22 protein-coding genes are annotated in these 25,965 nt (G+C 72.7%); 10 read left to right on the top strand and 12 right to left on the bottom strand.

Annotated features, from left to right (window positions below; genetic code table 11):
* Positions 1-1,335 (top strand): sensor histidine kinase, encoded by a 1,335-nt coding sequence (locus tag CRP27_RS05490; RefSeq protein WP_097179752.1) that lies wholly within the window; start codon positions 1-3, stop codon positions 1,333-1,335.
* Positions 1,332-2,381 carry a hypothetical protein gene (locus tag CRP27_RS05485; RefSeq protein WP_097179751.1) on the top strand — a complete coding sequence of 350 codons (1,050 nt, stop codon included), beginning with the start codon at positions 1,332-1,334 and terminating at the stop codon, positions 2,379-2,381. The genes CRP27_RS05490 and CRP27_RS05485 overlap by 4 nt, the downstream gene beginning before the upstream one ends.
* A gap of 636 nt (positions 2,382-3,017) precedes the next feature.
* Here CRP27_RS05485 and CRP27_RS05480 read toward each other — a convergent pair.
* Both CRP27_RS05480 and CRP27_RS05475 read right to left on the bottom strand, forming a co-directional pair.
* Positions 3,018-3,254, bottom strand: coding sequence for an acyl-CoA carboxylase subunit epsilon (locus CRP27_RS05480; protein ID WP_255257453.1), 237 nt, complete (start codon positions 3,252-3,254; stop codon positions 3,018-3,020).
* Between the two features lie 29 nt (positions 3,255-3,283).
* Positions 3,284-4,879 (bottom strand): acyl-CoA carboxylase subunit beta, encoded by a 1,596-nt coding sequence (locus CRP27_RS05475; protein WP_097179749.1) that lies wholly within the window; start codon positions 4,877-4,879, stop codon positions 3,284-3,286.
* A 74-nt stretch (positions 4,880-4,953) separates the two neighbouring features.
* Between CRP27_RS05475 and CRP27_RS05470 the strand changes: the two genes are divergently transcribed.
* From CRP27_RS05470 to CRP27_RS05460, 3 genes are all read left to right on the top strand, one after another.
* Positions 4,954-5,805 carry a biotin--[acetyl-CoA-carboxylase] ligase gene (locus tag CRP27_RS05470; RefSeq protein ID WP_097179748.1) on the top strand — a complete coding sequence of 284 codons (852 nt, stop codon included), beginning with the start codon at positions 4,954-4,956 and terminating at the stop codon, positions 5,803-5,805.
* 4 nt (positions 5,806-5,809) lie between these two features.
* On the top strand, positions 5,810-6,358 hold the full coding sequence (locus CRP27_RS05465; protein WP_097179747.1) for a PH domain-containing protein: 549 nt from the start codon (positions 5,810-5,812) through the stop codon (positions 6,356-6,358).
* A gap of 71 nt (positions 6,359-6,429) precedes the next feature.
* Positions 6,430-7,737 carry a UDP-glucose/GDP-mannose dehydrogenase family protein gene (locus CRP27_RS05460; RefSeq protein ID WP_097179746.1) on the top strand — a complete coding sequence of 436 codons (1,308 nt, stop codon included), beginning with the start codon at positions 6,430-6,432 and terminating at the stop codon, positions 7,735-7,737.
* 84 nt (positions 7,738-7,821) lie between these two features.
* Here CRP27_RS05460 and CRP27_RS05455 read toward each other — a convergent pair whose 3' ends face one another.
* On the bottom strand, positions 7,822-9,384 hold the full coding sequence (locus tag CRP27_RS05455; RefSeq protein ID WP_097179745.1) for a DUF2142 domain-containing protein: 1,563 nt from the start codon (positions 9,382-9,384) through the stop codon (positions 7,822-7,824).
* 50 nt (positions 9,385-9,434) lie between these two features.
* The gene (locus CRP27_RS05450; RefSeq protein WP_097179744.1) at positions 9,435-9,920 is read right to left on the bottom strand and encodes a GtrA family protein; all 486 of its coding nucleotides are present in this window, start codon (positions 9,918-9,920) and stop codon (positions 9,435-9,437) included.
* A gap of 138 nt (positions 9,921-10,058) precedes the next feature.
* Here CRP27_RS05450 and CRP27_RS05445 point away from each other — a divergent pair, with 138 nt between their 5' ends.
* From CRP27_RS05445 to purE, 4 genes are all read left to right on the top strand, one after another.
* Entirely contained in the window at positions 10,059-11,195 is a 1,137-nt protein-coding gene (locus CRP27_RS05445; protein ID WP_097179743.1) for a 5-(carboxyamino)imidazole ribonucleotide synthase, read from the top strand.
* Between the two features lie 96 nt (positions 11,196-11,291).
* On the top strand, positions 11,292-12,713 hold the full coding sequence (locus CRP27_RS05440) for a glycoside hydrolase family 6 protein (RefSeq protein WP_097179742.1): 1,422 nt from the start codon (positions 11,292-11,294) through the stop codon (positions 12,711-12,713).
* A gap of 48 nt (positions 12,714-12,761) precedes the next feature.
* The gene (locus CRP27_RS05435; protein WP_097179741.1) at positions 12,762-13,877 is read left to right on the top strand and encodes a glycosyltransferase; all 1,116 of its coding nucleotides are present in this window, start codon (positions 12,762-12,764) and stop codon (positions 13,875-13,877) included.
* A 9-nt stretch (positions 13,878-13,886) separates the two neighbouring features.
* The gene (gene purE, locus CRP27_RS05430) at positions 13,887-14,399 is read left to right on the top strand and encodes a 5-(carboxyamino)imidazole ribonucleotide mutase (protein WP_255257452.1); all 513 of its coding nucleotides are present in this window, start codon (positions 13,887-13,889) and stop codon (positions 14,397-14,399) included.
* Between the two features lie 21 nt (positions 14,400-14,420).
* Here purE and CRP27_RS05425 read toward each other — a convergent pair whose 3' ends face one another.
* Positions 14,421-15,563 (bottom strand): glycosyltransferase family 1 protein, encoded by a 1,143-nt coding sequence (locus CRP27_RS05425; protein WP_097179740.1) that lies wholly within the window; start codon positions 15,561-15,563, stop codon positions 14,421-14,423.
* A 57-nt stretch (positions 15,564-15,620) separates the two neighbouring features.
* Complete coding sequence (locus tag CRP27_RS05420) at positions 15,621-16,676, bottom strand: YbhN family protein (RefSeq protein ID WP_097179739.1); 1,056 nt, start codon at positions 16,674-16,676, stop codon at positions 15,621-15,623.
* 29 nt (positions 16,677-16,705) lie between these two features.
* On the opposite strand from CRP27_RS05420, the gene CRP27_RS05415 reads away from it, so the two are divergent.
* Positions 16,706-17,884 (top strand): glycosyltransferase family 4 protein, encoded by a 1,179-nt coding sequence (locus CRP27_RS05415; protein WP_097179738.1) that lies wholly within the window; start codon positions 16,706-16,708, stop codon positions 17,882-17,884.
* A 152-nt stretch (positions 17,885-18,036) separates the two neighbouring features.
* On the opposite strand, the gene CRP27_RS05410 is transcribed toward CRP27_RS05415, so the two are convergent.
* The 6 genes from CRP27_RS05410 to CRP27_RS05385 form a co-directional block, all read right to left on the bottom strand.
* Positions 18,037-19,194, bottom strand: a complete 1,158-nt coding sequence (locus CRP27_RS05410) for an acyltransferase (protein ID WP_097179737.1) — start codon at positions 19,192-19,194, stop codon at positions 18,037-18,039.
* Between the two features lie 9 nt (positions 19,195-19,203).
* Positions 19,204-20,169 (bottom strand): NAD(P)-dependent oxidoreductase, encoded by a 966-nt coding sequence (locus CRP27_RS05405; protein ID WP_176505475.1) that lies wholly within the window; start codon positions 20,167-20,169, stop codon positions 19,204-19,206.
* Entirely contained in the window at positions 20,166-21,017 is an 852-nt protein-coding gene (rfbD, locus tag CRP27_RS05400; RefSeq protein WP_097179735.1) for a dTDP-4-dehydrorhamnose reductase, read from the bottom strand. Before rfbD ends, CRP27_RS05405 begins: the two co-directional genes overlap by 4 nt.
* Before the next feature lie 79 nt (positions 21,018-21,096).
* Positions 21,097-22,083, bottom strand: a complete 987-nt coding sequence (gene rfbB, locus CRP27_RS05395; protein ID WP_097179734.1) for a dTDP-glucose 4,6-dehydratase — start codon at positions 22,081-22,083, stop codon at positions 21,097-21,099.
* Between the two features lie 49 nt (positions 22,084-22,132).
* Positions 22,133-25,033, bottom strand: coding sequence for a hypothetical protein (locus CRP27_RS05390; protein ID WP_097179733.1), 2,901 nt, complete (start codon positions 25,031-25,033; stop codon positions 22,133-22,135).
* Positions 25,023-25,964 carry a glycosyltransferase family 2 protein gene (locus tag CRP27_RS05385; protein ID WP_097179732.1) on the bottom strand — a complete coding sequence of 314 codons (942 nt, stop codon included), beginning with the start codon at positions 25,962-25,964 and terminating at the stop codon, positions 25,023-25,025. The genes CRP27_RS05390 and CRP27_RS05385 overlap by 11 nt, the downstream gene beginning before the upstream one ends.
* Position 25,965: the final 1 nt, after the last annotated feature.

Genomic DNA, 25,965 nt, shown 5'->3' with positions numbered 1-25,965 from the left:
ATGGCTGCGGCTGACGCGGTGCCGGCGGGCGGCTCGGCACGGGCTGCCGGTCCGGGTCGGGCCGGTGGTCCGAGCCGCCCGGCCGACGCACCGCGCGTCCCGGGGACCGCTCCGGCCGGTGGACAGAGCCCGTTCGGCGCCGATCCAGCGCGCAGCGTCCGCGCGACCATCACCCAGGCGTCGGTCGAACGCGCCTTCGCGATCCTCATCGCCGTGGCCGCGCTCGGCTTCGGTGCCACCACCGTGCCCGCCGTGCTCGACCAGCTGCCCTACCTCGACCCCGTGTGGGGGCCGGTGGTGGTCTGCGGGCTCGCGGCATCGTTCCTGTTCGTCGGGGCGTCCGTGTTCGCCCGGCGGCTCGCACAGGTCGCGCAGATCGTCTGTGCGCTGCTGTTCCTCGTCGCACTGGTGACCTGGCCGCTGACCGTCCGCGAACCCATCCCCACGGACCAGGTGCCGTGGCCGTGGTGGCTCTGCACGGTCGGGTCGACGGCTGCCGCGATGGGCTTCGCACCGTGGCGCGCGACGGTGTACACCGCCCTCGTCCCCGCCGTGTACGTGGTCATCCGACTCACCCCCGTCGGCGGCGACGCGGGCGTGCGGGCGCTCCTCGACGGTGTCTACACGGCGATCCTCAGCGGTGCCGTCCTCGTCATCGCCGTCGTGCTCCGGCGGGCGGCCACCGCGGTCGACGCGGCACAGGCCACGGCGGTCCGGCGCTACTCGCACGCGATCCGGGAGCACGCCACCGAGGTCGAACGAGTGCAGGTCGACGCGATCGTGCACGACAGCGTCCTCACGACGCTGCTGTCGGCGGCGCGGGCCGAGACCGCCGACGCGGAGATGCTCGCAGCGCGGATGGCCCGGAACGCGATCGACCACCTCGAGGCCGCCGCCTCGGACGGCCCCGGCGAGGCCCCGCCGGTGTCGCTCGTCGACCTGCACGCACGGATCACGGACTCGGTCGGTGCGCTGGCCGCTCCGGTCCGCGTCCAGCCCGGCCAGCTCGGCAGCACCCGGGTTCCCGCGACCGTGGCCGACGCCCTGGCCTCTGCGGCCCTGCAGGCGGCCGTGAACAGCGTGCAGCACGCCGGCGGGGCATCGGTCGACCGGTGGGTCCGTGTCGAACAGCGTGGCGCGGGCGTGCACGTCGAGGTCGGTGACGACGGTGCGGGGTTCGACATCGAGGCGATCCCCGCGGAGCGGCTCGGCGTCCGTCGGTCCATCGTCGAGCGGGTCGTGGCGGTCGACGGCACCGCCGAGATCCTCACCGCTCCCGGCTCCGGCACGCGCGTGCTGCTCGGGTGGGCGCCGCACCAGGAGGCCCGGCGATGAAGGTGTCGATCCCGGCCGGCGTCGCCATCGGCCTCGCCGCGCTGTTCTCCGTCTACCACCTGCTGCTCGCCGCGACGACGCTGCCCCGGGTGCTCGACGTCGGACCGGTCATCGCCTGCATGGTCCTCTACGCGGCGGCGACGGGCCTGGCGGTGTTCCTGCCGGGACGCACCCTGCCGGTCTGGGCGACGTGCTTCTCACTCGGGACCGCCATCGTCATGCCGCTCGTCGCCTCGCCCGTGGTCGAGCTGCGGTCCGGCCCGAACTACACGACCTGGTGGATCGCCGCAGTGGGCACGCTCATGGTCGTGCTCGTGGTCCGTGGCCGTGCTCCGTTCGCGTGGATCGGCGTGGGCTTCCTGGCCGTGCACACCGTCGCGTGGGCCGGCCTCGGGGCCCTCGGCTCCCTCGGCGTGCTCGGCAGCGTGTCGTGGGTCGCGATCGCCACCGGGTTCGCCGCGGCCATGAACCGGGCCACCCGGGTCACCCGCGACTTCGTCCGTGCGGAGCAGGAGACCGTCGACTGGCAGGCGGCGCAGGACGCGCACGTGTTCGAGCGGCAGTTCCGCCTGAGCCAGACGACGCGGATGGCGCTGCCGATGCTCCAGCGGATCATCGACACCGGGGGAGACCTCGATGCCGCCGAGCGGGCCGAGTGCCTGCACCTCGAGCAGGCGATCCGTGACGAGATCCGCGGCCGGTCCCTGCTCTCCGACGACGTCCGCGACGAGGTCATGCGCCTGCGCCGGCGGGGTGCGACCGTGCAGTTGCACGACGACGGCGGCCTCGACGACCTCGACATCGAGGACCTGCGTCGGGTGCACGCCCGGATCGCCGAGGCACTGCGCCAGGCCCGCGAGGCCGACAACGTCATCGTCCGCACCGTCTCCGAGGGCTCCGACTCCGCCGTGACGATCGTCGGACTGCGGCTGGACCTCGCAGCGAGCGAGTCCGCGGCGCTCGGCGCGGGCATGGACGACGAGGACGGCGACGAGGACGACTCCGTCGTCCTGTGGCTGGAGATCCCGCGGCACGTGGCCGCGTAGCGCGTCCGTCCCGCGAAGGCGACAGTCGTACGCGCGGATCCCGCGGGATCGTGTCGCTTCCGCGGTGGCGGCGCGTGATGGCGGCCTGGAGGCGCGTGGCGGGCTCGCACCGTGCCTCCCGTCCGCCTGGTCTACCCGTCCTGCGACAGGACACGCGTCGTTCCCGCGGTGCGGTGTCGAAGCAAGCGGCCGCACAGGGTGCGCGCGCATCGTGCGACGACCTGCGTGTCGATCGACGCGTGCGGTGTCGGAGCGGCGCGCCGGCCGACGTGGGCCCGCTCGGAAACGGGGAACGGGCCGGTCGGTAACCGACCGGCCCGTTCACGACCCGAGTCTGAGCGACAACCCGAATATCGCCCTGACTCGTAGCTGGTGGTGGCTTCGTACCCTAGTCGGCCACCGCCTGCGATGTTCTTCCATGAAGGACACCGAACACGAACTACTATGCCCCCCGCCAAGCGCCGTGTCAGTCGTCATTATGGGGGACAATTCCTGCGTTTTCCGACGCCGTCGACCCACCGTGTCCCCCGAGTGAGGGGAGACCGACCGGGAAGTGCACGCTGCAACGTGACCTCGTGCTCGGACCCCAGGGGTACATGGTCGTCCGTTGCCTGCCGGTTCCGCAAGCCCCGCGGTTCAGCGGAGCGAGCGAGGCCAGACGCCGACGCCGTGCTCGAGCGGACGGCGGAGGCCCCGCGCGGAGGCCTCCCAGCCGGAGCGCGGTGACGCGGTGACCTCTGGGCGGCCGTTCGCTGCGGCCTCGTCCGCCTGTCGCTGCAGGACGGCGATGACGGCGGCGAGTTCCTCCGGGGAGGGGTCGCCGGACACCACCCGCACGTCGGCCGCGGCCGAGAGTGCGGCGTCGACGGGCACGGGTGGGACGACTGCTGCGTGGCGACCCATCAGAGCGGGATGTTCCCGTGCTTCTTGGGCGGCAGGGTCGCGCGCTTTCCCCGGAGTGCCCGGAGCGCCTTGACGACCGAGACGCGCGTGGCGTGCGGCTGGATGATGCCGTCGAGCTCACCGCGCTCGGCCGCCAGGTACGGCGACGCCACGTTGTACGTGTACTCGTTCGCGAGCTTCGCACGGACGGCGGCGACGTCCTCGCCGGACTCCTCGGCACGCTTGATCTCGGCGCGGTACAGGATGTTCACGGCACCCTGGCCACCCATGACCGCGATCTCGGCGGTCGGCCACGCCAGGTTGATGTCGGCGCCGAGCTGCTTCGACCCCATGACGATGTAGGCGCCGCCGTACGCCTTGCGCGTGATGACCGTGACGAGCGGCACGGTGGCCTCGGCGTAGGCGTACAGGAGCTTCGCGCCGCGGCGGATGACACCGGTCCACTCCTGGTCGGTGCCGGGCAGGTAGCCCGGGACGTCCACGAGGGTGAGGATCGGGATGCCGAACGCGTCGCAGAACCGCACGAAGCGGGCGGCCTTCTCGCCGGCGTCGATGTTCAGGGTTCCGGCCATGGCCTGCGGCTGGTTGGCGATGATGCCGACCGTGCGGCCCTCGACCCGGCCGAAGCCGATGAGGATGTTCGGGGCGAAGAGCGGCTGGACCTCGAGGAACTCGCCGTCGTCGACGATGTGCTCGATGATCGTCGTCACGTCGTACGGCTGGTTCGTGGAGTCCGGGATGACGACGTCGAGCTCGTGGTCGGCGTCGGTGGTCTCGAGCTCGGGGGCGACGTCGTACGCGGGGGCGTCGGACAGGTTGTTGTCCGGCAGGAAGCCGATCAGCGACCGGGCGTAGTCGAGCGCGTCGGACTCGTCCTCGGCGAGGTAGTGCGCGACGCCCGAGACCGCGTTGTGCGTCTGGGCGCCGCCGAGCTCCTCGAAGCCGACGTCCTCGCCCGTGACCGTCTTGATGACGTCGGGCCCGGTGACGAACATGTGGCTGGTCTTGTCGACCATGATCACGAAGTCGGTGAGCGCGGGGGAGTAGACCGCCCCGCCGGCCGCCGGGCCCATCACGATCGAGATCTGCGGGATGACGCCGGACGCCTGGGTGTTCAGGCGGAAGATCTCGCCGTACTTGCCGAGGGCGACGACGCCTTCCTGGATGCGGGCGCCGCCGGAGTCGAGGATGCCGATGATCGGCACGCCGGTCTTGAGGGCGTGCTCCATCACCTTGATGATCTTCTCGCCGGCGACCTCGCCCAGCGAGCCGCCGAAGACGGTGAAGTCCTGGGCGTACACGGCGACGTTCCGGCCGTGGATGGTGCCGAAGCCGGTGACGACCGCGTCGCCGTACGGCCGCTTCGACTCCATGCCGAAGGCGTGCGTGCGGTGTCGGACGAACTCGTCGAGCTCCACGAAGGAGTTCTCGTCCAGCAGCTGCTCGATGCGTTCGCGCGCCGTGGTCTTGCCCTTGGCGTGCTGCTTCGCGATCGCGGCCTCGCCCGCGGCGGTCACTGCTTCGTGGTACCGCTCGCGGAGGTCTGCCAGCCGGCCGGCCGTCGTCGAGAGATCGGGGGTGTCTCCTGAAGTCACCCGCTCACCCTACCGGCGGCGACCACGCGGTCGGTTGGAGGACCCCCACGGTTCCTGCCCGTACATTTGCGTGCATGTCCACACCCGCGTCCCCGTCGTCGTCTCTGCCGTTCCCGCGCAGTCGCGCAGCCGTCGAGTCCGCGGGTGCCGTGTTCACCGCGCCGGAGACGACCGGGTCGACGAACGCCGACCTGCTCGCGGCCGCTGTCGACCAGCCGCACGGCAGCGTGCTCGCGACCCTGCACCAGACCGCGGGGCGCGGCCGGCTCGACCGCACGTGGTCTGCGCCGGCGGGCGAGACCCTGGCCGCCAGCGTGCTGGTCCGCGCGGACCTCGGCGAGCGCGACCGCGGCTGGTTGCCCCTCGTCGCCGGAAGCGCGATGCGGGACGCGATCGGACGGGTGCTCGCGTTCCGCGGGCCGACCGTCTGCAGCGACGGCCCGGTACCGGACGACCGGGCCGTGCTGGTGAAGTGGCCGAACGACGTCCAGATCGGTGGACGGAAGGTCTGCGGGATCCTCTGCCAGGTCGCCGCCGACGGCAGCGTCGTCGTCGGCGCCGGCGTGAACCTCACGATCCCCGCGGACCGGCTCCCGACGCCGACGTCGACGTCGCTGGCGGTCGCCGGCGCGCACGGTGACGCCGCCGAGCTCGCCGACGAGGTGCTGTCCGCCTTCCACCGGGCCGTCCTGGAGGCAGTGGCCCGCCTGGTCACGGGCGGTGCGGCCGCCGAGACGGTCCGGTCCCGGGTCCGGTCGGCCTGCGGCACGATCGGCCAGCACGTCCGCCTCGAGCTGCCGGACGGCACGGTCGACGAGGCCGAGGCGACCGGCATCGACGACGACGGCCGCATCACGATCCGGGATCGACAGGGCGTCACCAGGGGCGTCGCAGTGGGGGACATCACCCACCTGCGGTATGCATGACGCCATGACCGACGAGCCACCGCCCGAACGCGTCGTCGCGCGCCTGCGACCGCACGCGCGCCGGCTCGTGCGCCCGGCGGTGTTCGTCGTGCTCGTGACCCTCGCGGGCGGGTTCGGGTTCGGCGTGTTCCAGGCCCAGCTCGCGTGGCTGAACGCCGTCGTCGCCGGGCTCGTGGTCGTCCTCGTGTTCCTCGGCGGTGCCGTGCCGCTGTTCCGCTGGATGTCCGAGCGCTACGTCGTCACCACCCGGCGGCTCGTCGTCGTGCACGGCCTCGGGACGCGCACCCGCCGGGAGCTCCTGCACTCGCGCGGCTACGACGTGACCGTCCGCCGCCGCGGCCTGCAGGGGGTGTTCCGCTCCGGGGACGTGCTCGTCTTCCCGGGGGACGAACCCGCCGTGGTACTCGGCGACGTCCCGCACGCCGACCTGGTCGTCGCCGTCCTGCACGACATGGTCGAGGCACACGAGGCCCGGCGGCGGCACCGGGAGCCGGACTGGGACGAGATCGTCGGCAGCGCCGAACGGCCGCAGTGGGGCGACGTCCGCCCCTGACTAACCCGCGCTCGACACGGACGCCATCGCACTCGGTGGAAGTTCGACGAGAACCCGGTAGCGTCTTCGCCGTGCGTATCTCTGTCATCGGCTGCGGTTACCTCGGTGCCGTGCACGCCGCCTCCATGGCCAAGCTCGGACACGACGTCGTCGCGGTCGACGTCGACCCGGTCAAGATCGAGCGGCTCGCCGCGGGCGAGGCCCCGTTCTTCGAACCCGGTCTCCCCGAGATCCTGACCGAGGCCATCGCGTCCGGTCGTATCCGCTTCACCACCGACATGGCCGAGGTCGCCGGTGCCCAGGTGCACTTCCTCGCCGTCGGCACCCCGCAGGGCCCGACCGGCGCCGCGGACCTCACCTACGTCGACGCCGCCGTCGCCGCGCTGACGCCGCACCTGGGCGCGGGCGAGTTCGTCGTCGGCAAGTCCACCGTCCCGGTCGGCACCGCCGCCCGGCTCGCGGCCGAGGTCGAGGCGGCCGTCCCCGGCGCCTCGCTCGTCTGGAACCCCGAGTTCCTGCGCGAGGGCTTCGCCGTGCAGGACACGATCTCGCCGGACCGCTTCGTCTACGGCGTGCCGGACGGCGAGGCGGGTCAGCGCGCGGTCGAGGTCCTCGACGAGGTCTACGCCGAGGCGCTCGCCAGCGGCACCCCGCGGCTCGTCGTGAACCTGCCGACGGCCGAGCTCGTGAAGATCAGCGCCAACGCGTTCCTCGCCACGAAGATCTCCTTCATCAACTCGATGGCCGAGATCGCCGAGGTCGCCGGCGCCGACGTGACGGCGCTCGCCGACGCCATCGGGCACGACGCTCGGATCGGCCGGAAGTTCCTGAACGCCGGGCTCGGGTTCGGCGGCGGCTGCCTGCCGAAGGACATCCGCGCGTTCCAGGCGCGTGCGGACGAGCTCGGTGTGGGGGAGTCGCTCGCGTTCCTCGCGGACGTCGACGCCACGAACCTCCGTCGTCGGGCGCACGTCGTGGACCTCGCCCAGGAGCTCCTCGGCGGTGCCGTCGCCGGCAGGCGGGTCGCGGTGCTCGGCCTCGCGTTCAAGCCGAACTCGGACGACGTCCGTGACTCGCCGGCCCTCGACATCGCGGCGCGACTGCACGAGCTCGGTGCCGTGGTCGCCGCGTACGATCCCGAGGCCGTCGTCACGGCGCGACGCATCCACCCGGAACTCGAGTACGTCGAGCACTCGACGGACGCGCTCCGCGACGCTGAACTCGTGCTCGTCCTCACCGAGTGGGACGAGTTCCGCACGCTCGACGCCGGCACCGCCGCGTCGCTGGTGTCCACCCCGGTCGTCATCGACGGCCGCAACTGCCTCGACCGCGACGCCTGGACCGCCGCCGGGTTCACGTACCGCGGGATGGGTCGCTGACCGGCGTTCCCCCACCCGCCATCCCACCGACGACGACGGCCGCGCCGAGAGGCGCGGCCGTCGTCGTGTCCGGGGCGACCGCCCTCAGACGTCCGTCGACCGGTCGAGGTGCGCCGTGCCTCCAGGCAGACGATCCCGGGCCACCTGCACGACGGCCAGCGTCAGACCCACCGCGACGACGACGGCGACGCCGGCGACGAGCGCGAACGGCACCGGACCCGATGCCTCGTACCGGGCGATGCCGGTCGACGTCAGCGGCCCGCGGGCGGCGTTCCAGAACCAGGCGGACACGACCGCCAGCCCGTAGATCCCGATCGCGGGTGCGATGACGGCGACACCCGTGGCGAGCGCCCCGCGACCACGCTCGGTCCGGGGGATCCGCCGCCAGGCGAGGGCGCTCAGCACGACGAGCGCGAGCAGGGCCGGGAAGAGGTAGCGGCCCTGCGTCCCGGCGACCTGCGTGGTGTCGAGGTACGCGCGGGCACTGCTCGCCGTCTGCAGCGCGAGCAGCAGCGCCGGGAACACGAGGAGCGACCACGCCGCCGCGCGGGTGTCCGGGCCGGTGCGAGGCCGACGGAACGCCCACACCAGGACGACGACGATGGCCACGATCGTCAGCACGGCGGTGAGCAGGTCGCCGATGCTGACCTGCGCACGCTGCCCGGGGCTGCCCCAGAACGTCCGGGCGATGGTGCCCCAGCTGACGTCCGCGAAGTGCACGGCGGACGGCTGCTCGCCGGGCGGGAAGTCGGCGGGCGGCCGGATCGCCGCGTACCCGTCCGGCTGGAGGCGGTGGTACGTCACGAGGTTGTGCACCCACCACCAGCAGCCGAGCACGGCGGTGGTCCCGAGCAGCACGACGGTCCGGACCACCCGTCGGCCGACGGACAGCACACCGGCACCCGCCACGAGCGCGACGACCGCGGTGAACGGCACGGCGGGGAGCCCGGTGCCCTTCGTCCAGACGAGCGCCGCCGTGACGACGCCGAGCGCCAGCAGCGTCCGGGTCCGGAGATCGCCGGTGAGGATCCGGGCCGCGAGCCACACCACCGTGCCGCCGAGCAGCAGCACCGGGGCGTCGTTCGTCACCGAGGCGCCGATCGACGCGAGCTGCGGTGTCGCGAACAGGGCGATCGGTGCGAGCAGTGCGGAACGCGGCGACCGGGTGACCCGGCGGACCGCGGCCCAGGCGAGGAGCGCCAGCGGCGTGACGAGCAGCGCGTCGACGAGTCGGAGGGCGACCAGGGCGTGGTCCCAGCGCAACGAGCCGTAGTGCAGCGCCCGGAGCACGAGCGCGTCCACCGCGTAGGCCGTCGGCGGGTGCTGGGTCATCTGGTTGACGGTCGCCGAGTCGCCGGGGTGTGCCGCGAGCAGCTCGCTCATCGTGGACCACGTGGAGGCGTCGCCCGAGGCCTGTTCCTGCTGCGCCGCCAGGACGGCGTTCGAGACGTGCAGGGTCCCCGGAGCCGGCCACCCCGAACCGGTCGCGACGTGCACGGCGGCGTCGAAGTGCGCCGGTTCGTCGGGCGCCTGGAACGCCGGGACGACGAGCGCCCAGAGGACGAGCCACAGGCCGAACACGGCCGTCAGGACGGCGATCCACCACCCTTCGCGCCGGGAGACGACGGGGTGTGGTCCGTGCTGCATCGAGGGGGCTCCCGGGTCGGCGGCGCCACCCGACCGGTGGCGCGACGAGCCTACTGGGCCGTCGGGACGGCGGACGTGTCGGCGCGCGCCTCGGTCGGTTCGCCCCGCCCGCCGCGCTCGGGGTGGTACACCCACACCTTGTACAGCCAGAACCGGAACGCCGTGCCGAGCACCAGCCCGATCACGTTGCCCGAGATGTTGTCCGCCAGCGCCGACGTGAGTCCGAGCACGTAGTGGGAGATCCCGAGGCAGCCGAGCGAGATGACCATGCCGCCCAGGGAGACGATCACGAACTCGACGCCCTCGCGGGTGGCGACGCTCCGGCGCTGGTCGCGGAAGGTCCAGTAGCGGTTGCCCATCCAGTTGACGAAGATCGCGACGACGGTCGAGACCACCTTCGCCCAGAAGGGTCCGGAGTGCACGTCGTCCGGGCTCAGGACCGTCGCCCGCAGGATGTTGAAGATCGTCGTGTCGACGACGAAGCCGACCGCACCGACGACGCCGAAGCGAGCCAGCTGGGCAATCAGTCGCCGCACGGTGTCTCCATGGTCCGTAGAGTTGTCGCTGGTCGTGCTCCGTTCGCCCGACCGGTGGTCGCGCACTGGCGACCCGAACAGCGATTCTAGACAGCGCGTTCTCACCGGGCGGTGTGAACGACGGAAGGAACACACAGCATGGCGTTGCGCGTCGGGGTCATCGGTGGAGGACAGCTGGCACGGATGATGGTGCCCGCAGCGGTCGAGCTCGGCCTCGACATCCGGGTGCTCGCCGAGGGACCGGGCATGTCGGCGTCGATCGCGGCCACCGCCGAGGGCGACTACCACGACGTCGAGACGGTCCTGGCGTTCGCGCGGGACGTCGACGTCGTCACCTTCGACCACGAGCACGTGCCGCAGGACGTCCTCCGCGCCCTCGTCGACGCCGGGGTCGCCGTGCGCCCGGGGCCGGAGGCGCTCGCCGTCGCGCAGGACAAGATCACCATGCGCACGCGCCTGTCCGAGCTCGGGCTGCCGGTGCCGGACTGGGCGGCGGTGCAGGACCCCGACGAACTGCAGGCCTTCCTCGACGACCACGGCGGGCGCGCCGTCGTGAAGACCGCCCGCGGCGGCTACGACGGCAAGGGGGTGCGCGTGGTCTCCGACCCCGCCGACGTCTCCGACTGGTTCATCGCCGTCGCCGAGGCCGGTGGCGGGCAGGCACTGCTCGTCGAGGAACTCGTGCCGTTCACCCGCGAGCTCGCCCAGTCCGTCGCCCGGCGCCCCTCCGGCGAGGTCGTCGCCTGGCCGCTCGTCGAGACCGTGCAGCGCGACGGGGTCTGCGCCGAGGTCTTCGCCCCGGCCCGGGACAGCGCGGGACGGATCGCCGACCTGGCCGAGGACATCGCGGTCCGCGTCGCGACCGAGCTCGGCGTGACCGGGGTGCTCGCGGTCGAGCTGTTCCAGACCGACGACGAGCGGATCCTCATCAACGAGCTCGCCATGCGGCCGCACAACACCGGGCACTGGTCGATCGACGGGGCGACGACGAGCCAGTTCGAGCAGCACCTCCGTGCCGTCCTCGACCTCCCGCTCGGCGCGACCGGCATGCACGCGCCGTCTGCCGTGATGATCAACGTGCTCGGCGGCCCGGCGGACGGCGACCTCGCGGCCCGGTACCCGGGAGCGCTCGAGGCCTTCCCCGAGGCGAAGTACCACTTCTACGGCAAGGCCCCGCGACCCGGCCGGAAGATCGGGCACGTCACCGTGATCGGTGACGACGTCGACGACGTCACCTACCGCGCGCGGTCGGCCGCGGCCCACTTCGACGACTGAGGCTGCGGACTCGACGCGCAGTCCGCAGAAGGGCGGACACCCGGTCGGGTGGCACCCGATCTGGCGTGTGGACGCCGGCGTGACCGGCGTGCTCCCATGGACGGGTCAGAGGCCGACCAGTCCCGGGAGTTCGTCATGCGCCGCACCACCCTGTTCGGCACGACCGGAGCGCTCGGTGCGCTCCTCGCGCTCGCCGCAGGAGCGCTGACACCCACCTCCGCGTCCGCGGCGACCACCGCTGCGACCATCCGGTCGGCGACGGCCGCCACCCTCTACGGCGCCGGTCCGTACCGCTCCGACACGAGCGAGGCCGCGAAGGCGGCGGCGGCACTCGCGACGAGCGACCCGAGCGGGGCCGCAGCGGCGCGGACCATCGCGCAGTACCCGGTCGCGACCTGGCTCGGCGACTGGACCCGGGGCACGACGCTGACGAAGACGATCGATGCCGCCGTCGCCGGAGCCGAACGGGCCGGGACCACCCCGGTCTTCGTGACCTACGCGATCCCGCAGCGGGACTGCGGCGGGTACTCGGCGGGCGGGTTCGACGAGGCGACGTACGACGCGTGGGTCGATCAGATCGCCGCGCGGCTCGCCGGGCACCGTGCCGCGGTGATCGTCGAGCCGGACTCCCTCGCGATGCTCAGCAACGCCGCGTGCAGCACCACGCTCGACCAGCAGCGGTACCGGATCCTGGCCCGCGAGGTCGCCGCGTTCACGGCCGCCGGGGTGCCCGCGTACCTGGACGCCGGCAACTCGAACTGGGTCCAGCCCGCGGTGATGGCCGCGCGGCTGGACAGTGCGGGCGTCCGGACGGCGCGGGGGTTCTTCACGAACGTCGCGAACTACTACCCGACCGCCCAGGAGCAGGCGTACGCCGAGAAGGTGTCCGCGGCGACCGGCGGCTCGCACTACGTCATCGACACCTCCCGGAACGGACAGGGCTGGCGCGGCACCTGGTGCAACGGGCCGGGCGCAGGCCTCGGGACCTCGCCCCGGATCGTCTCCGACGGCACCGCCCTTGACGCCCTCCTCTGGGTGAAGACCCCAGGGGCGAGCGACGGGACGTGCAACGGCGGACCGGCGGCGGGCACGTGGTGGTCGGCGTTCGCGAAGACCCTCGTCGCGAACGCTCGGCTCGGGACGGCGCCGGCCGCGGTGTCCGCACCGGCGCCGACCGCGCCCGTGCGGAAGGCGCCGTCGGTGGCGCCCGTCGCCCACCGCGACGCAGCGGCGTCGACCGCGACGCGCCGGGTCACCGTCCGCGGATGGGCCTTCGACCGCGACGACCTCGGCAAGTCGGTGACGATGCGGGTCTCCGTCGGCGGCAAGGTCGTCGGCACCACGGTCGCGAACACCTCGCGGGCGGATCTCGACCGCGTGTACCGGGTCGGCGCGTCGCACGGGTTCTCGGCGACCGTCGCCGTGCCGAGCGGCCGTCGGAGCGTCTGCCTGGTCGCCGTGGGCATCGGCGGCGGTGGCGACACGTCGCTCGGCTGCGCGACCGTCACGGTGCGCTGAGCCCCGCCGACGCGCGGCCCGGTGCCCGGCGTGCGGGAGGATGGACGCATGCCGCGTGATCTCGTCCGCCGTGCCGCCAGACGGCTCCGCCGAACCCTGACCGGCACCCACCCGGAGCGATCCGCGCCCGCGCCCGAGCCGCTGCCCGTGCTCGGCTACGTGGTGGCCGGCGGCGGGGGAGCCCACCCGGCGTCCGCGCACGTCCGGGTCGTGCGGCGCGTCGAGCACCTCGCCCGCGGCGGCCGGGCCGAGGTCCGGCAGGTCGATCCCCAGGCGTTCGTCGACGGCGCCGACGAGACCCCGTACCGCGTGTTCCTCGTGCAGCGCGACATCCTGCCGCGGGACCTCGTGGCGCCGTTCCTGGCGGCCGCCGCGGCGCGGGGCATCCGGGTCGCCGCCGAGGTCGACGACGACTTCTTCACCGACTCCGGCCGCGCCCGCCTCGCCCGCGCCGAGTACGACCCGGACCGTCTCGCCTCCATCGACGCGCTCGTCCGGGGCGCCGACCTCGTCGTCGTCAGCACCGAGGAGCTCGCCGCCGTCGTCCGACCGATCGCCCGCCGCGTCGTGGTCGTCCGGAACGCGCTCGACCCGACGATCTGGACCCCTGGCGACGCCGTCGTCGACGACGACCTGCCCGCGGACGAGCACCGGGTCCTGTACATGGGCACGCTCACCCACGGTGCGGACCTCGAGCTGCTGCGTGACGTCTTCACCGACCTCCGCGCGTGGGACGGGGCACCCGTCCGGCTCGAGGTGATCGGCGTGACCGAGGAACCGGACGACTCCGCCTGGTACCGCCGGGTCGAGGTCCCCGACGGGCACTACCCGGCGTTCGCCCGGTGGCTCGTCGACCACCGGCAACGGTGGCGCGCCGGCGTCGCCCCGCTGCGCGACGAGGAGTTCAACCGTGCCAAGAGCGACCTCAAGGCGCTCGAGTACACGGCGCTCGGCCTGCCGGCGGTCGTGTCCGACCGGGTCTCCTACCGGGACGCCCGCGCCCACGGGGTCGTCGCGGTGCCCGACGACGCGGGAGCCTGGCGCGACGCGGTGCGCGCCGCGGTGGACGCCGGGGCCGCCGACCCGGTCGCGGCCCGCTGGGTGCGGGAGGAGCGGACGATCGGCGACGACGGCGACGCCTGGCGGTCGGCGCTGCTCGACTAGGCTCGTCGCGTGACCGACACCGAAGCCACCGGAACGCCGCTCGTCTCGATCATCATGGGGTCGGACTCCGACTGGCCGACCATGCGGGCCGCTGCGGACATGCTCACCGAACTCGGCATCGCGTTCGAGGCCGACGTCGTGTCGGCGCACCGCACGCCCGACAAGATGACCCGCTTCGCCCGTGGGGCGGCCGCCCGCGGCATCCGGGTGGTCATCGCCGGTGCCGGTGGCGCGGCGCACCTGCCCGGCATGGTGGCATCGATGACGACGCTGCCCGTGATCGGCGTGCCGGTGCAGCTGGCGCGGCTCGACGGGCTCGACTCGCTGCTGTCGATCGTGCAGATGCCCGCCGGGATCCCGGTCGCGACGATGGCGATCAACGGTGCGGCGAACGCCGGGCTCCTGGCCGCGCGCATCATCGGTACGGCCGACCCTGCGGTCGCCGCACGCCTGGCGGAGTACGCCGAGGGGCTCGAGCAGCTCGTCGAGGAGAAGGCGCAGCGCCTCCGCGACTCGCTCTGACGGGTCGCCCGTGCCGCCGGGTCAGAGGTCGGCGTGCAGCTGCCAGGTCTCGGCGGCGGAGTCGGTCCAGTCGTACATGCGCGCCCGGTCGGGCCCGGCGACGGCGAGCTGGCCGGCGAGCAGCGGGTCGTTGACGACCTGGTAGATCGCCTGCGCCAACCGCTCGGCGTACGAGTCCCGGGGGTCGCGAGCCACGGTCACCCCGGCGTCGGAGGCGACCTCGCGCACGGCCGCGTCGTCGGAGTGCACGACCGGCGTGCCGAAGCTCATCGCCTCGATCACGGGCAGGCCGAAGCCCTCGGCGAGGCTCGGGAACACGAACACCGTCGCACGCTCGTAGGCCACGGCGAGGTCCGCGTCGTCGATGCGGCCGAGCACCTTGACCCGGTCGCGGGAGAGCCCGGCGCGCTCCGCGGTGCCGTACACGTCGACGTCGCCCCAGCCGTCCGGGCCGGAGATGACGAGCGGGATGTCCGACGGGGCGTCCGGGTGCGCCAGCGCCTCGATCAGGTACCGCAGGCCCTTCCGCGGCTCGAGCGTGCCGACGGCGAGCACGTAGCGCTCCGGGAGGCCGAGGCGTTCGGCGCGCAGGTCGGCGTCGACGGGGGTGCGCAGTCGACCACTGGGTGCACCGCCGATGACGCGGAGTCGGTCGTCGAACCGGTGGATCTCGTTCAGGGCACCTGCGACGGCGTGGGTCGGCACGACCACGGCGTCGGCGTGCTTCCACGCGCGCTTGACCATCGCCTTGTGGAACTGGACGCCCCGTGGCGTCAGGGTCTCGGGGTGGGTCCACGGAACGGTGTCGTGCACGGTGACGACCGTCTGTCGTCCGGGCTCGCTGAACCGGTTGTGCTTGACGAGCGGCGCGAGGACGCTCGGGGAGTGCACCATGCCGCGTCCGACGGTGCCGACGATGCCGCCCTGCCACGCGAGGGAGAGCTCGCGGCGGGGGAGGGCGAGCCGGTCGAGGTCGGCCAGGCCGGGCAGGAGCGTCCGGATGTGGGCGATCTCGTCCCTGCCGACGGCGGAGACGATCCCGGCGACGTCGCAGCCCTCCGGGGCGTTCTCGATGAGGTGCCGGGTGAGCTCCTCGGCGTACCGGCCGATGCCGCCCGGGACCGGGGCGACGACCTGGTCCACGACGACGTGGAGTGTTGTCATGCGGTGCGCCTCCTCGTGGTGCTGCCGTGCGCACTGCGCGGTCGGATGCCGACCATATCAGTCCGCTCGGGGAGGAACCGGGGTGCCCGGCCGGGGCGCGGAAGCGGCGGTCACCCGACGGTGCCGCGCGGCGAGCACCGCGCCGACGCCGGCGAGGACGACGTCCCCGATCGTCATGAAGACGCGGCTGATGACCGCGAGCGCGAAGGGGGCCGCACCGCCCGCGACGCTGCCCAGGAGCAGGACCAGGATGCCCTCACGCGGGCCGATGCCGGCGGGCGCGATGACGATGACGAACCCCACGAGCCACGCCACCGCGTAGGCGCCGACGGCCACCGGGAAGAGCGCGGGGGAGTCGGCACCGAAGGCCCGGAGGACCACGGTCGCCTGCACGCCGTACGCCACCCACATCGCGAGCGACCAGACGAGCGACATCACGGTGCCCGACCACGACAGGGTGGTGTCCTGCGGAGGCCGTCGGAGCACCCGGAACGCGATCGCGACGAGGCGACCGAGCACCGGCGGGGCCAGGCAGACGAGCCCGACGACGATCACCGGGATGAGCCACCAGAACGTCGCGAACCCGGTCGACGAGGCCAGCAGGACCGCGACGATGCCGACGATCGCGGCTGTGACCATGCTCACGAGCATGGAGGCGAGCGCGGCGACGGCGCTGCCGGTGCGCTGCAGGCCGTGCGCGCGCCCGAGTTCGGCCTGGGCGGCGATCGACCACACGCCGCCGGGGATGTACTTGCCGAGCTGCCCGACGAAGAAGATCGAGGACGCCGCGGCCAGGCGGACGCGGTACCCGCTCGCGGCCATCATCGCGCGCCACGAGAGCATGTTGGCGACGAGCGCGACGATCGTGAACACGACGCCCACGGTGACCGTCGCCACGTCGAGACGGGCGAAGTCGTGGACGATCTCGTCCCACTGCTTCGCGATGCTCCAGACGAGGAACGCGAGGGCCACGACGGCGGCCGCCCACTTCACGATCGTGAGCACACGGGCCCGCCGACCGGTCGTCGGCGTGGCCCCCGTCACGGCGTCGGCGGAGGTGTCGAGCGGGTCCGGGGACCCCGTGGTCGACCCCGTAGGCTGTTCAGCGTCCATCGACCGACAACTCTAAGGGAGCGCGCTGGATGCGACCCGATCCGGATCTCCGTCCGACCCTCCTCGTCGCCGCGTCGACCTTCCCGGCCGAGGCCGGTGACGGCACCCCGGGCTTCGTGCTCGACCTCGCGCTCGCGCTGTCGGACGAGTACCGCGTCGTCGTCGTCGCGCCGATGACCAAGGGCGCCCGTGCCGAACAGCGGATCGGGGACGTCGAGGTCCGGCGCTACGGGTACTTCCCGGCGCGCTGGCGCGACCTGGCCGACGGCGCGATCGTGGACAACCTCAAGGCGAAGAAGTCCCGCTGGCTGCAGGTCCCGTTCTTCTTCGTGGCGATGGCCGCCGCGCTCCGCCGTGAGCGCCGTCGTTCGCAGCCGGACGTCGCGCTGCTGCACTGGATCATCCCGCAGGGCGCCGTCGGCCAGCTCGTCCTCGGCGACCTGCCGCGCGTCGTGACCACGCTGGGTGGCGACCTGTACGCGTTGCGCAACCCGCTCCTCCAGGCCGTCAAGCGGTCCGTCATCCGCAGCGCCGCGTCGGTGACCTGCATGAGCACGGACATGGCGCGCGAACTCGGCAAGCTCGGCGCCCGCGACGAGCAGGTGCACGTCGTGCCGATGGGCGTCGACCTGGACCCGATCACCCGGGCCGTCGAGCGCGAGACCCGGGTGCCCGGCCGGGTGCTGTTCGTCGGACGCCTCGTCGAGAAGAAGGGCGCGATCGTCCTGCTCGACGCGCTCGACCGGATGGCCGAGCGACCGGCCGAGGTCGCCGTCGTCGGTGACGGTCCGCTCCGGGCGCAGCTCGAGGCGCGGGCGGGGTCCGTGGTCACGTTCCTCGGGGCGCGCGGGAAGGAGGACCTGGCGTCCGAGTACGCGAGGGCCTCGATCGCGCTCTACCCGTCCGTGCCCGCCGCCAACGGCGACCGGGACGGCCTGCCGGTGGCCCTGCTCGAGGCGATGTCCGCCGGGTGTGCGATCGTCGCGTCGGCGGTGCCCGGCATCGTCGACGTCATCGAGGACGGCGTGAACGGGCTCCTCGTCGAGCCGGGGGACGCCGACGGCCTCGCAGCCGCCGTCGACCGCCTGCTCGCCGACCCAGCGCTGGCGACGCGACTGGGCGTCGCTGCTGCGCAGACCGCGGCCGCGCACACGGTGGACGCCGTCGGCGACCGCTACCGCGAGCTGCTGGCGGCTGCGCGGCGCTGAGTCGGCCTGGAGGCGCGTGGCGGCGCCGCCACGCGCCTCCAGGCCCGTGCGTGCGCCGTCCACGGCGAGCGCGCAGTCCACGACGAGTGCGCACCTCCGCGACGGGTGCGCACGGTGCACCGTGCGCACCCGTCGTCAGCGTGTGCGGGCGCTCACGCGGCGGTGCGGTCGTCGTCGGCGAGCGGCGACGCGGCGGCCGCCGGATGCGTGCTCGCCGAGCCGACCCGCGCTCGGCGCACGGTGATCGACTTGGCGACGCGTTTCGCGAGACGGTGCGCGGGCAGCTCGACCAGGCGGGCGAAGAGCCCGGCCACGACGATCGCGACGGGGATCGCGATGAACGGCGTGAGCCACGGCAGGGACGTCGGCAGCAGCAGGCCGACGGAGACCGTGATCGGCTCGTGCACCAGGTACAGGCTGAACGACAGCCGGCCGAGCGTCCGGGGCACGCGCCCCAGCATCAGGCGCTCGGCGGGGAGCCACTTGCCGCACAGGAGCACGATGAGCCCGGCCGAGGCGACGACCACGATCGGGACGTGGATGCCGACCATCGACCGCGGCACCCACCACTCGAACGTGATGCCGAGCACCGCCAGGACGGCGAGGACCCAACCGGTGCCGCGCCGGATCTCCGGGATGCGCTCCCAGCCGGCGGCGAGGGCCGACCCGAGGAGGAACATCGGCAGGTACATCAGCCAGTCCTCGTGGAACTGCCGGCCGAGCCCGGAGAGCAGGAGCGCCGCGAGGGCCGTGACCCACCAGACCCGGTGCGTCGCCTTCGCGATGAGGACGAACAGGGGGAGCAGGAGCGAGAACGCGACCTCCCACGTCAGCGACCACAGCGGGCTGTTGAGCCGCGTCGGCGAGAGCAGCGTGAGGTCCCCGACCAGGCCGCCGGCGGTGAGCGGCTCGACGTGTCGCAGCAGCCACCCGGACGCACCCGGGGACGGGACCCGCGGCACCAGGAGGAACCAGACGAGGGCGAGCGCGACCGACGCGATGACGGGGACGTAGAGCCGCAGGAGCCGGCTCGGGTAGTACGCGACCCAGTCCTGTCGGCGCCGCAGCGCCGGGAGGGTCAGCACGAAACCGCTCAGCACGAAGAACACGAAGACCGCTTCGCCACCGGCCCAGAACACGTGCAGCGGGCTGTCGACCAACCAGGCGCGGTTCGCGGGGATCGGCTCGCCGTTGTTGCCGGCCGAGAGCGTCGGGACGACGAGCAGGGCGTGGTGGACCAGGACGACGGCCGCGGCGACGCCACGGAGTCCGTCCAGGGAGCCGATGCGGCCCGCGGGGCGATCACGCATGGGCCGATCCTACTGCTGGGTGTCGGGCGACCCGTGGACGGCGGCGTCCGGGCGGCCCGAGCGCATCGCCTGGACCGTGCGGCCGACCCCCTGCCGGAACGGCACGAAGGACCGGTCGTCGACCTCCGGGAGGACCGCGGAGCGCATCCGGAGGTCGAGGCCGTGGAACGTCGCGGAGGGATCCACGCCGTGCACGACGTCGAGGTCCGCCCCGAGCGCTTCCTCGACCGCGGCGATGACGTCCGCGATCGTGGCCGGTTGGCCGGAGGCGAGGATCTTGGTCACCGGGTCGGCAGCGGCGCCCTGCCGCTCGACGAGGTCGAGCGTCTGCAGCACCATCGCCACCGCGTCGTCGATGTAGAGGTAGTCCCGCGTGGTCGACATCGGGACGTAGATCGACGACGGACGGCCCTCGAGGTGGGCCAGGGTGAGCTGGGACACGAGCCCCTGCGGCTTCCGGAGGTTCGCGCCGGGGCCGTACAGGTTCGAGATGCGACCGACCACGAGCCGGCTGCCGGTGTGCTCCGCCCAGTCCCGGAACTGCTGCTCCTCGGCGAGCTTCGCGTGCCCGTACGGTGCGAGTGGTGCCGGTTCGGTGTCCTCGTCGAACGGGGGAGCGTCGCTCCCCGCGTAGACCGCGCCCGCGGAGGACGCGAAGAAGACGGTGCCCGGTGCGGAGTCGTCCCCGCGCGTGGCGTCGAGCACCCGGCCGATGAGTCGCCGTTCCTGCTCGAAGACGTCCGCACCGGTGGCGACGACGCCCGTCCCGGCACACCACAGCAGCCGCCACGGGGTCGGACCCGAGCGGACCGACCGGACGGCGTCGACGAGCGCCTGCACGGCGGCGTCCTGGTCGTCCCACGGAACGCGGGCCGCGACCGCTCCGGGTGCGTCCGCTCCCGCGTCGAGGGAACGCAGGACGGCTCCGCCGAGGAACCCGCCGGCACCGACGACCAGGGTGGTCGGGTTCGTCACGCGCCGAAGACCCCGGCGGCCGTCGCCGCGTGCAGTGCCTCGCGCCAGTCCCGCATCGGCGCCAGGCCGGCGCGCGACCACGCGTCGTGGCCGAGCACGCTGTAGGCCGGGCGCGGTGCCGGGCGGACGAACGCCGTGCTGTCGGTCGGGAGGACACGCTCGGGGTCGAGACCGTTCTCGGCGAAGATCGCCCGCGTGAAGTCGTACCAGGAGCCCTGCCCGGCGTTCGTCCCGTGGTAGATGCCGGCCGGGGCGTCCGCGTCGAGGAGCTCGACGATGCGGGCCGCGAGGTCGCCGGTCCACGTCGGCTGGCCGACCTGGTCGGTCACGACGCTCACCGTGTCGTGGGTCGCGGCCAGCCGGAGCATCGTGGCCGCGAAGTTCGGTCCGTGCGCGCCGTAGATCCACGCGGTGCGCACGACGTACGACGAGTCGGGGGCGATCCGCCGGACGAGGGCCTCGCCGGCTGCCTTGGTGCGGCCGTAGGCGTTGATCGGGTCGGTCGGGGCGTCCTCGGCGTACGGGGCGGTGCCGTTGCCGTCGAAGACGTAGTCCGTCGAGATCGTCACGAGCTTCGCGCCGTGCCGGACGGCCGCCGCTGCGAGCAGCTCCGGGCCGGTCGCGTTGACGGCGTGGGCGTCGTCCTCGTGGGTCTCCGCGTCGTCCACCTTCGTGTACGCCGCCGAGTTGATCACGACGTCGTGCCCGGCGACCGCGGCCTCGACGGCGTCCGGGTCGGTGATGTCGAGGTCGGCACGGGAGCGAGCCGTGACGTCACGGTCGGCGAGTGCCTGCTGGAGGTCGTGTCCGAGCATGCCGGCCGCGCCGGTGATGAGGTACCGGGTCATGGTGTCGCTCCCGTGTCGGGGTCGGTCGAGGGGTGGTCCGCGCTCAGGAGAGCGGTGCGCTCAGGAGCGCGCGGTGCGCTCAGGCGAGCGCGGCGCGCTCCTTGAGGGGCTCCCACCAGGAGCGGTTGTCGCGGTACCACTGCACGACGTCGGCGAGACCCTGCTCGAACGGGACCTGCGGCTCGTAGCCGAGCTCGGCCTGGATCTTCGAGATGTCGACCGAGTACCGGAGGTCGTGGCCGAGGCGGTCGGCGACGCGGTCGACGTACGACCAGTCCTTGCCGGTCGCGTCGAGGAGGAGCTGCGTGAGCTCCTTGTTCGTCAGCTCGGTGCCGCCACCGATGTTGTAGATCTCGCCCGCGCGACCCTTGGTCAGCACGAGCGCGATGCCGCGCGTGTGGTCGTCGACGTGCAGCCAGTCGCGGATGTTGTTGCCCTCGCCGTAGAGCGGGACGTGCTTGTCGTCGATCAGGTTCGTGACGAAGAGCGGGATGACCTTCTCGGGGAAGTGGTACGGCCCGTAATTGTTCGAGCAGCGCGTGATCGAGAGGTTCAGGCCGTGCGTCCGGTGGTAGCTGCGGGCGAGCAGGTCGCTGCCGGCCTTCGACGCCGAGTACGGGGAGTTCGGCTCGAGCGGGCGCTCCTCGTCCCACGAGCCCTCGCTGATCGAGCCGTAGACCTCGTCGGTGGAGACGTGCACGAAGCGTTCGGTGCCGTGGCGGAGCGCCGCGTCCAGGAGACGCTGCGTGCCGACGACGTTGGTCTCGACGAAGATGCCGGAGTCGCGGACCGAACGGTCGACGTGGGACTCCGCCGCGAAGTGCACGATCGCGTCGACGCCGGGGATGACCTCGTCGAGCTTCTCGGCGTCGCGGATGTCGCCCTGCACGAAGGTGTACCGCGGCGAGTCCGCCACCGGCGCGAGGTTCTCGAGGTTGCCCGAGTAGGTCAGCGCGTCGTAGACGACGACATCGGCGCCCTCGAGACCGGGGTACGCGTCCTGCAGGGTGCGTCGGACGAAGTTCGAGCCGATGAAGCCGGCTCCGCCGGTGACGAGGATCTTCACGAGGTCTGGTTCCTTTTCGGAGTCGGTGACGTTGGATCGATTGACGATACTAGGGCGTCGGCGCGGACGCTTCCTGTCCGGCGCCGCGCACGCGCTTCCGCCGACGTCGGGTGAACACGGTGACGAGGACGGTCACGAGCACCGCGATCACGACGCTCGCGCCGCTGAGCAGGGCTCCGGTCGTGGCGCCGGGCACGGCGTACCGCAGCACGACCGTGTGGCTCCCGGCGGGGACCCACACGGCTCCGCCGGCGTCGTCCGCGGCGACGAGCTTCGTCGCTGCGCCGTCGACGGTCGCCGTCCAACCCGGGCGCTGCAGCGAGTCGGACACGACGACCCAGCCGCCTGCGGTCGCGTCGACCTTCGCGACGGTGCTGTTCACGTCGTCGCCCTGCAGGGTGATGCGTGCGGTCCCGTCCGGGTCGGCGGTGTGCTCCGTGGGTGCGCTGAGCACGACGGTGTCGTCGGGCAACGACTGGTCCTCGAGTGCCCGCACCCGTGCGGTCCCGGTGCGTTCGACGACCTGGTCGGACGCCCACCGCACGCGGTCCACGGCGCCGCTGCGCTCGTAGATCGTGGCGTCGCCGGTGTGCACCACGGTCACGCCGTCACCCGCGTCGGGCCGCGTCAGGCTCATCACGGCGTGACCGGAGTCGTCCGTGCCGATCGGGACGAGCTTGTCCTGCCCCGTCACCGTGATCCGGACGTGCCAGGACGTGGACGCCGGGATCGTCGAGCCCTGCAGCGCGACGTTCCGGGGGCCGCCGAGGCCGGGCACCCAGCTGCTGGTGCTCGCCAGGGTCGTGCCGGAACCGTCCTCGACGACGGCCACGGTGAGCGTCATCCCGTTCGCGGAGGTCGTCGGGGCTGGTGGACCGGTGAAGGTGATGCCGTTCACGGGGCCGGTGTGGCTGGCCGACTCGACCGACGGGTCGTCGTCGGTGAGGTCCGCCCACTTCGTCTGCGCGGCACCGGCTTCGGCCGTGCCCGCGAGCGGGGCCGAGGGGTCCGCGACGAGGTACTTCGTGCTGACCCGGTCGAGGATCCCGGAGTCGACGAGCTCGGGGATGCGGTTCGGCTCGAAGGACAGGTACGTGGCGGTCGGGTACGTGTCCGGGTCGACCGCCCGCATCAGGTCCTTCCACTCGCTCGTCTGGAACGCGTGCCCGGTCGTCTCGCGGATCCGGAAGTACGACGACGATCCGGGGAGCATGGCGCTGCCGGTCGTGGCGTACCGGTCCTGGTCGGAGACGTGCTCCTCGAGGTACTTGATGGCCGGGGTGGTCGGGTAGAACGTCGAGGTCGACGCGATCGGCCACCAGGGCTGCGTGGCGACGATCGCCGGGACGGCCACGAGCGCGACGACGCCGATGGACGCGACGGTGGCCCACACCCGCGACCGGAACAGCCAGACGACGGCGACGAGGACCACGGTGACCACGCCGAGGACCCCCACCGCGAGCAGCTCGAGCTTCGTCCGGTGGACGTACTGCTCCGGCACGGGGTCGAGCGCGAGGAGCGTCTGCAGACCGACACCGACGGCGACGAACAGCACGGCGGCGACGGCGAGGATGCGTCCGGTGCGTCGCAGCGGACCGGCGGCGCGGAACCGCACGAGCTCGTCGCGCAGGTTCTCCGGCTGTGCGAGGCGCCCGAACCCGACGCCGGCCATCACGGCGGCCAGGAACAGCACGGCGACGCGGGCACGGCCGATGGGGTTGCTGTCGAAGACGGGCAGCTCACGGACGGCCGACAGGACCGGGCCGCCGAGGTAGACGATGACCACGGTGAGGGCGAGCAGCGCGGCCGTGATCGCCACCACGCCGTGCGCGCGACGACGGACGAGGTCGTCGCCCGGAGCGCCGACGGCCCCGGCCGGTCGGACGAGGACCGCCGCCGCGATGAGCACGACGGCCGCGATGCCGAGGTACGAGTACTCCTCGACGGGGTTGCGGATGCCCCAGGCGGCCCCGGTGCTCTGCAGGAACGAGATGTCCGGCACCCACGCGCTGACGAGCGGCGGCGTGCCGAGCCCGTTCGGGCCGCTCTGGCCGCGGCCGCTGAAGTCGACGAGGTTCGTCGCGTTGATCGCGAACGGCACGAGCTGCCAGGCGGACAACAGCAGGCCGAACAGGATCCCGCCGATCGCGATCACCCCGCTCAGGGCCACGGGGAGCCAGCGGCGGTGCGCGACGATCGTCCGGGCCAGGAAGAACAGGCCGCCGATGAACAGCGCGTAGCCGACGATCGCCGGGAACCCGCCGAGCAGCATCGAGGCGACCGGCACGGCCACGGCGATGACGTCGCGGGCGCGGAGCTCCACCGCTGCCCGGTCGATGGCCCAGAACAGGAGCGGGATGAAGGCCGCGACGCGGGTCTGCGGCCAGTTCGACCACGCCACCATGAAGCCGCACGACGAGTAGACGAGGGCGGCGACCGCCCAGCCGGCGCGCGGGACGCCCCAGCGGCGGAGCAGGAGCGACATGCCGACGGTGACGACGACGATCTCGAGCAGCTTCACCACGCCGGGCGCGTACGCGAGGGGCAGGATCCACCAGGGGAGGGAGAGCGGCGACCAGGCGCCGGAGTCCGGGATGCCACCGAGCTCGGCGCCGCCGGCGACGTAGGGGTTCCAGGCTGCGAACACACCCTCGTGCGCCAGGCCCGTCAGCAGCGAGGTCTGCGGGGCGACCGTGTCGATCGTGTCGCTGTTGAGGATGTTGGTCGAGTTCGCCATCGAGCGCAGCGACTCGCCCCACGGCGTGTAGCGGGTCAGCAGCCCGGTGTTGAGGAACGTGCCGTGCCCGATGAGCGCCGGGCCGATGGTCCAGACCACGAACGCGGCGAGGGCCGCCCACGCGGCGATCTCGACCCAGCTCCCCGGGCGTCGCAGCCAGAGCGCGACGCGCGTCCGCCGATCAGGTCGGGCCGCGCCGCGCTCAGTCGCCATAGCGCTGCAGCTTCTGCAGGTCGAGCTGCTCCTCGGCCAGCGTCCTGTTCAGCCGTGTGAGGTCGGCGACCACGCCGATGACGATCGCGAGGACGGCCGTGATGAGCAGCACCACCCCGAGGATGATCGACTGCAGGTGGTTGCCGCCGGTGTGCATCGCGAGGAGCACGAGGTAGCGGACGAGCGGCCAGAGCCCGAGCACGCCGAGGACCGCGGCGACCCAGAGGAAGAGCGCCATCGGGCGGTACATCAGGTAGACGCGGGCGATCGCCGACCCGGACTGGAACATGTGCTGCCAGATGTTCTTGAACAGCCGCGACTCGCGCGTCTTCGGGTTCGTGGTGATCGGGATCGACGCGATCGCCAGGCGCTTGTACCCGGCCTGCACGATCGTCTCCATGCAGTAGCTGAAGCGCGTCACGATGTTCAGACGGATGAGCGAGTACTTCGAGTACGCGCGGAACCCGCTCGCCGCGTCGGGGAGGTCGAGGCCGGCTGCACGCGAGGCGACCCAGGAGCCGAAGCGCTGCATGAGCTTCTTGAAGCCGGAGAAGTGCTCGATCGTCCGGGTCTGGCGGTCGCCGATGACGATCTCGGCTTCCTTGCGCAGGATCGGCTGGACCAGCTCGGCGATGTGCGCCTGCGGGTACTGGTTGTCGCCGTCGGTGTTCACGACGATGTCGGCGCCGTGCAGCAGGGCGTAGTCGACGCCGTCGCGGAACGAGCGGGCGAGGCCCATGTTCGTGGTGTGGTGCACGAAGTGGTGGACGCCGTGCTCCTTGGCGACCTCGACGGTCCGGTCGGTGCTGCCGTCGTTGATGACCAGGATCTCGATCTCGTCGATGCCGTCGATCTGCTTCGGGATCGAGTCGATGACGCTGGCGAGGGTGTTCTCCTCGTTGAGGCATGGGATCTGGACGAATAGCTTCACG

Source organism: Curtobacterium sp. 314Chir4.1, from assembly GCF_900215175.1.
Lineage (GTDB): Bacteria > Actinomycetota > Actinomycetes > Actinomycetales > Microbacteriaceae > Curtobacterium > Curtobacterium pusillum_A.
The sequence above is the reverse complement of the archived record's forward strand: the minus strand, read 5'-3'. Positions and strand labels throughout refer to the sequence as shown.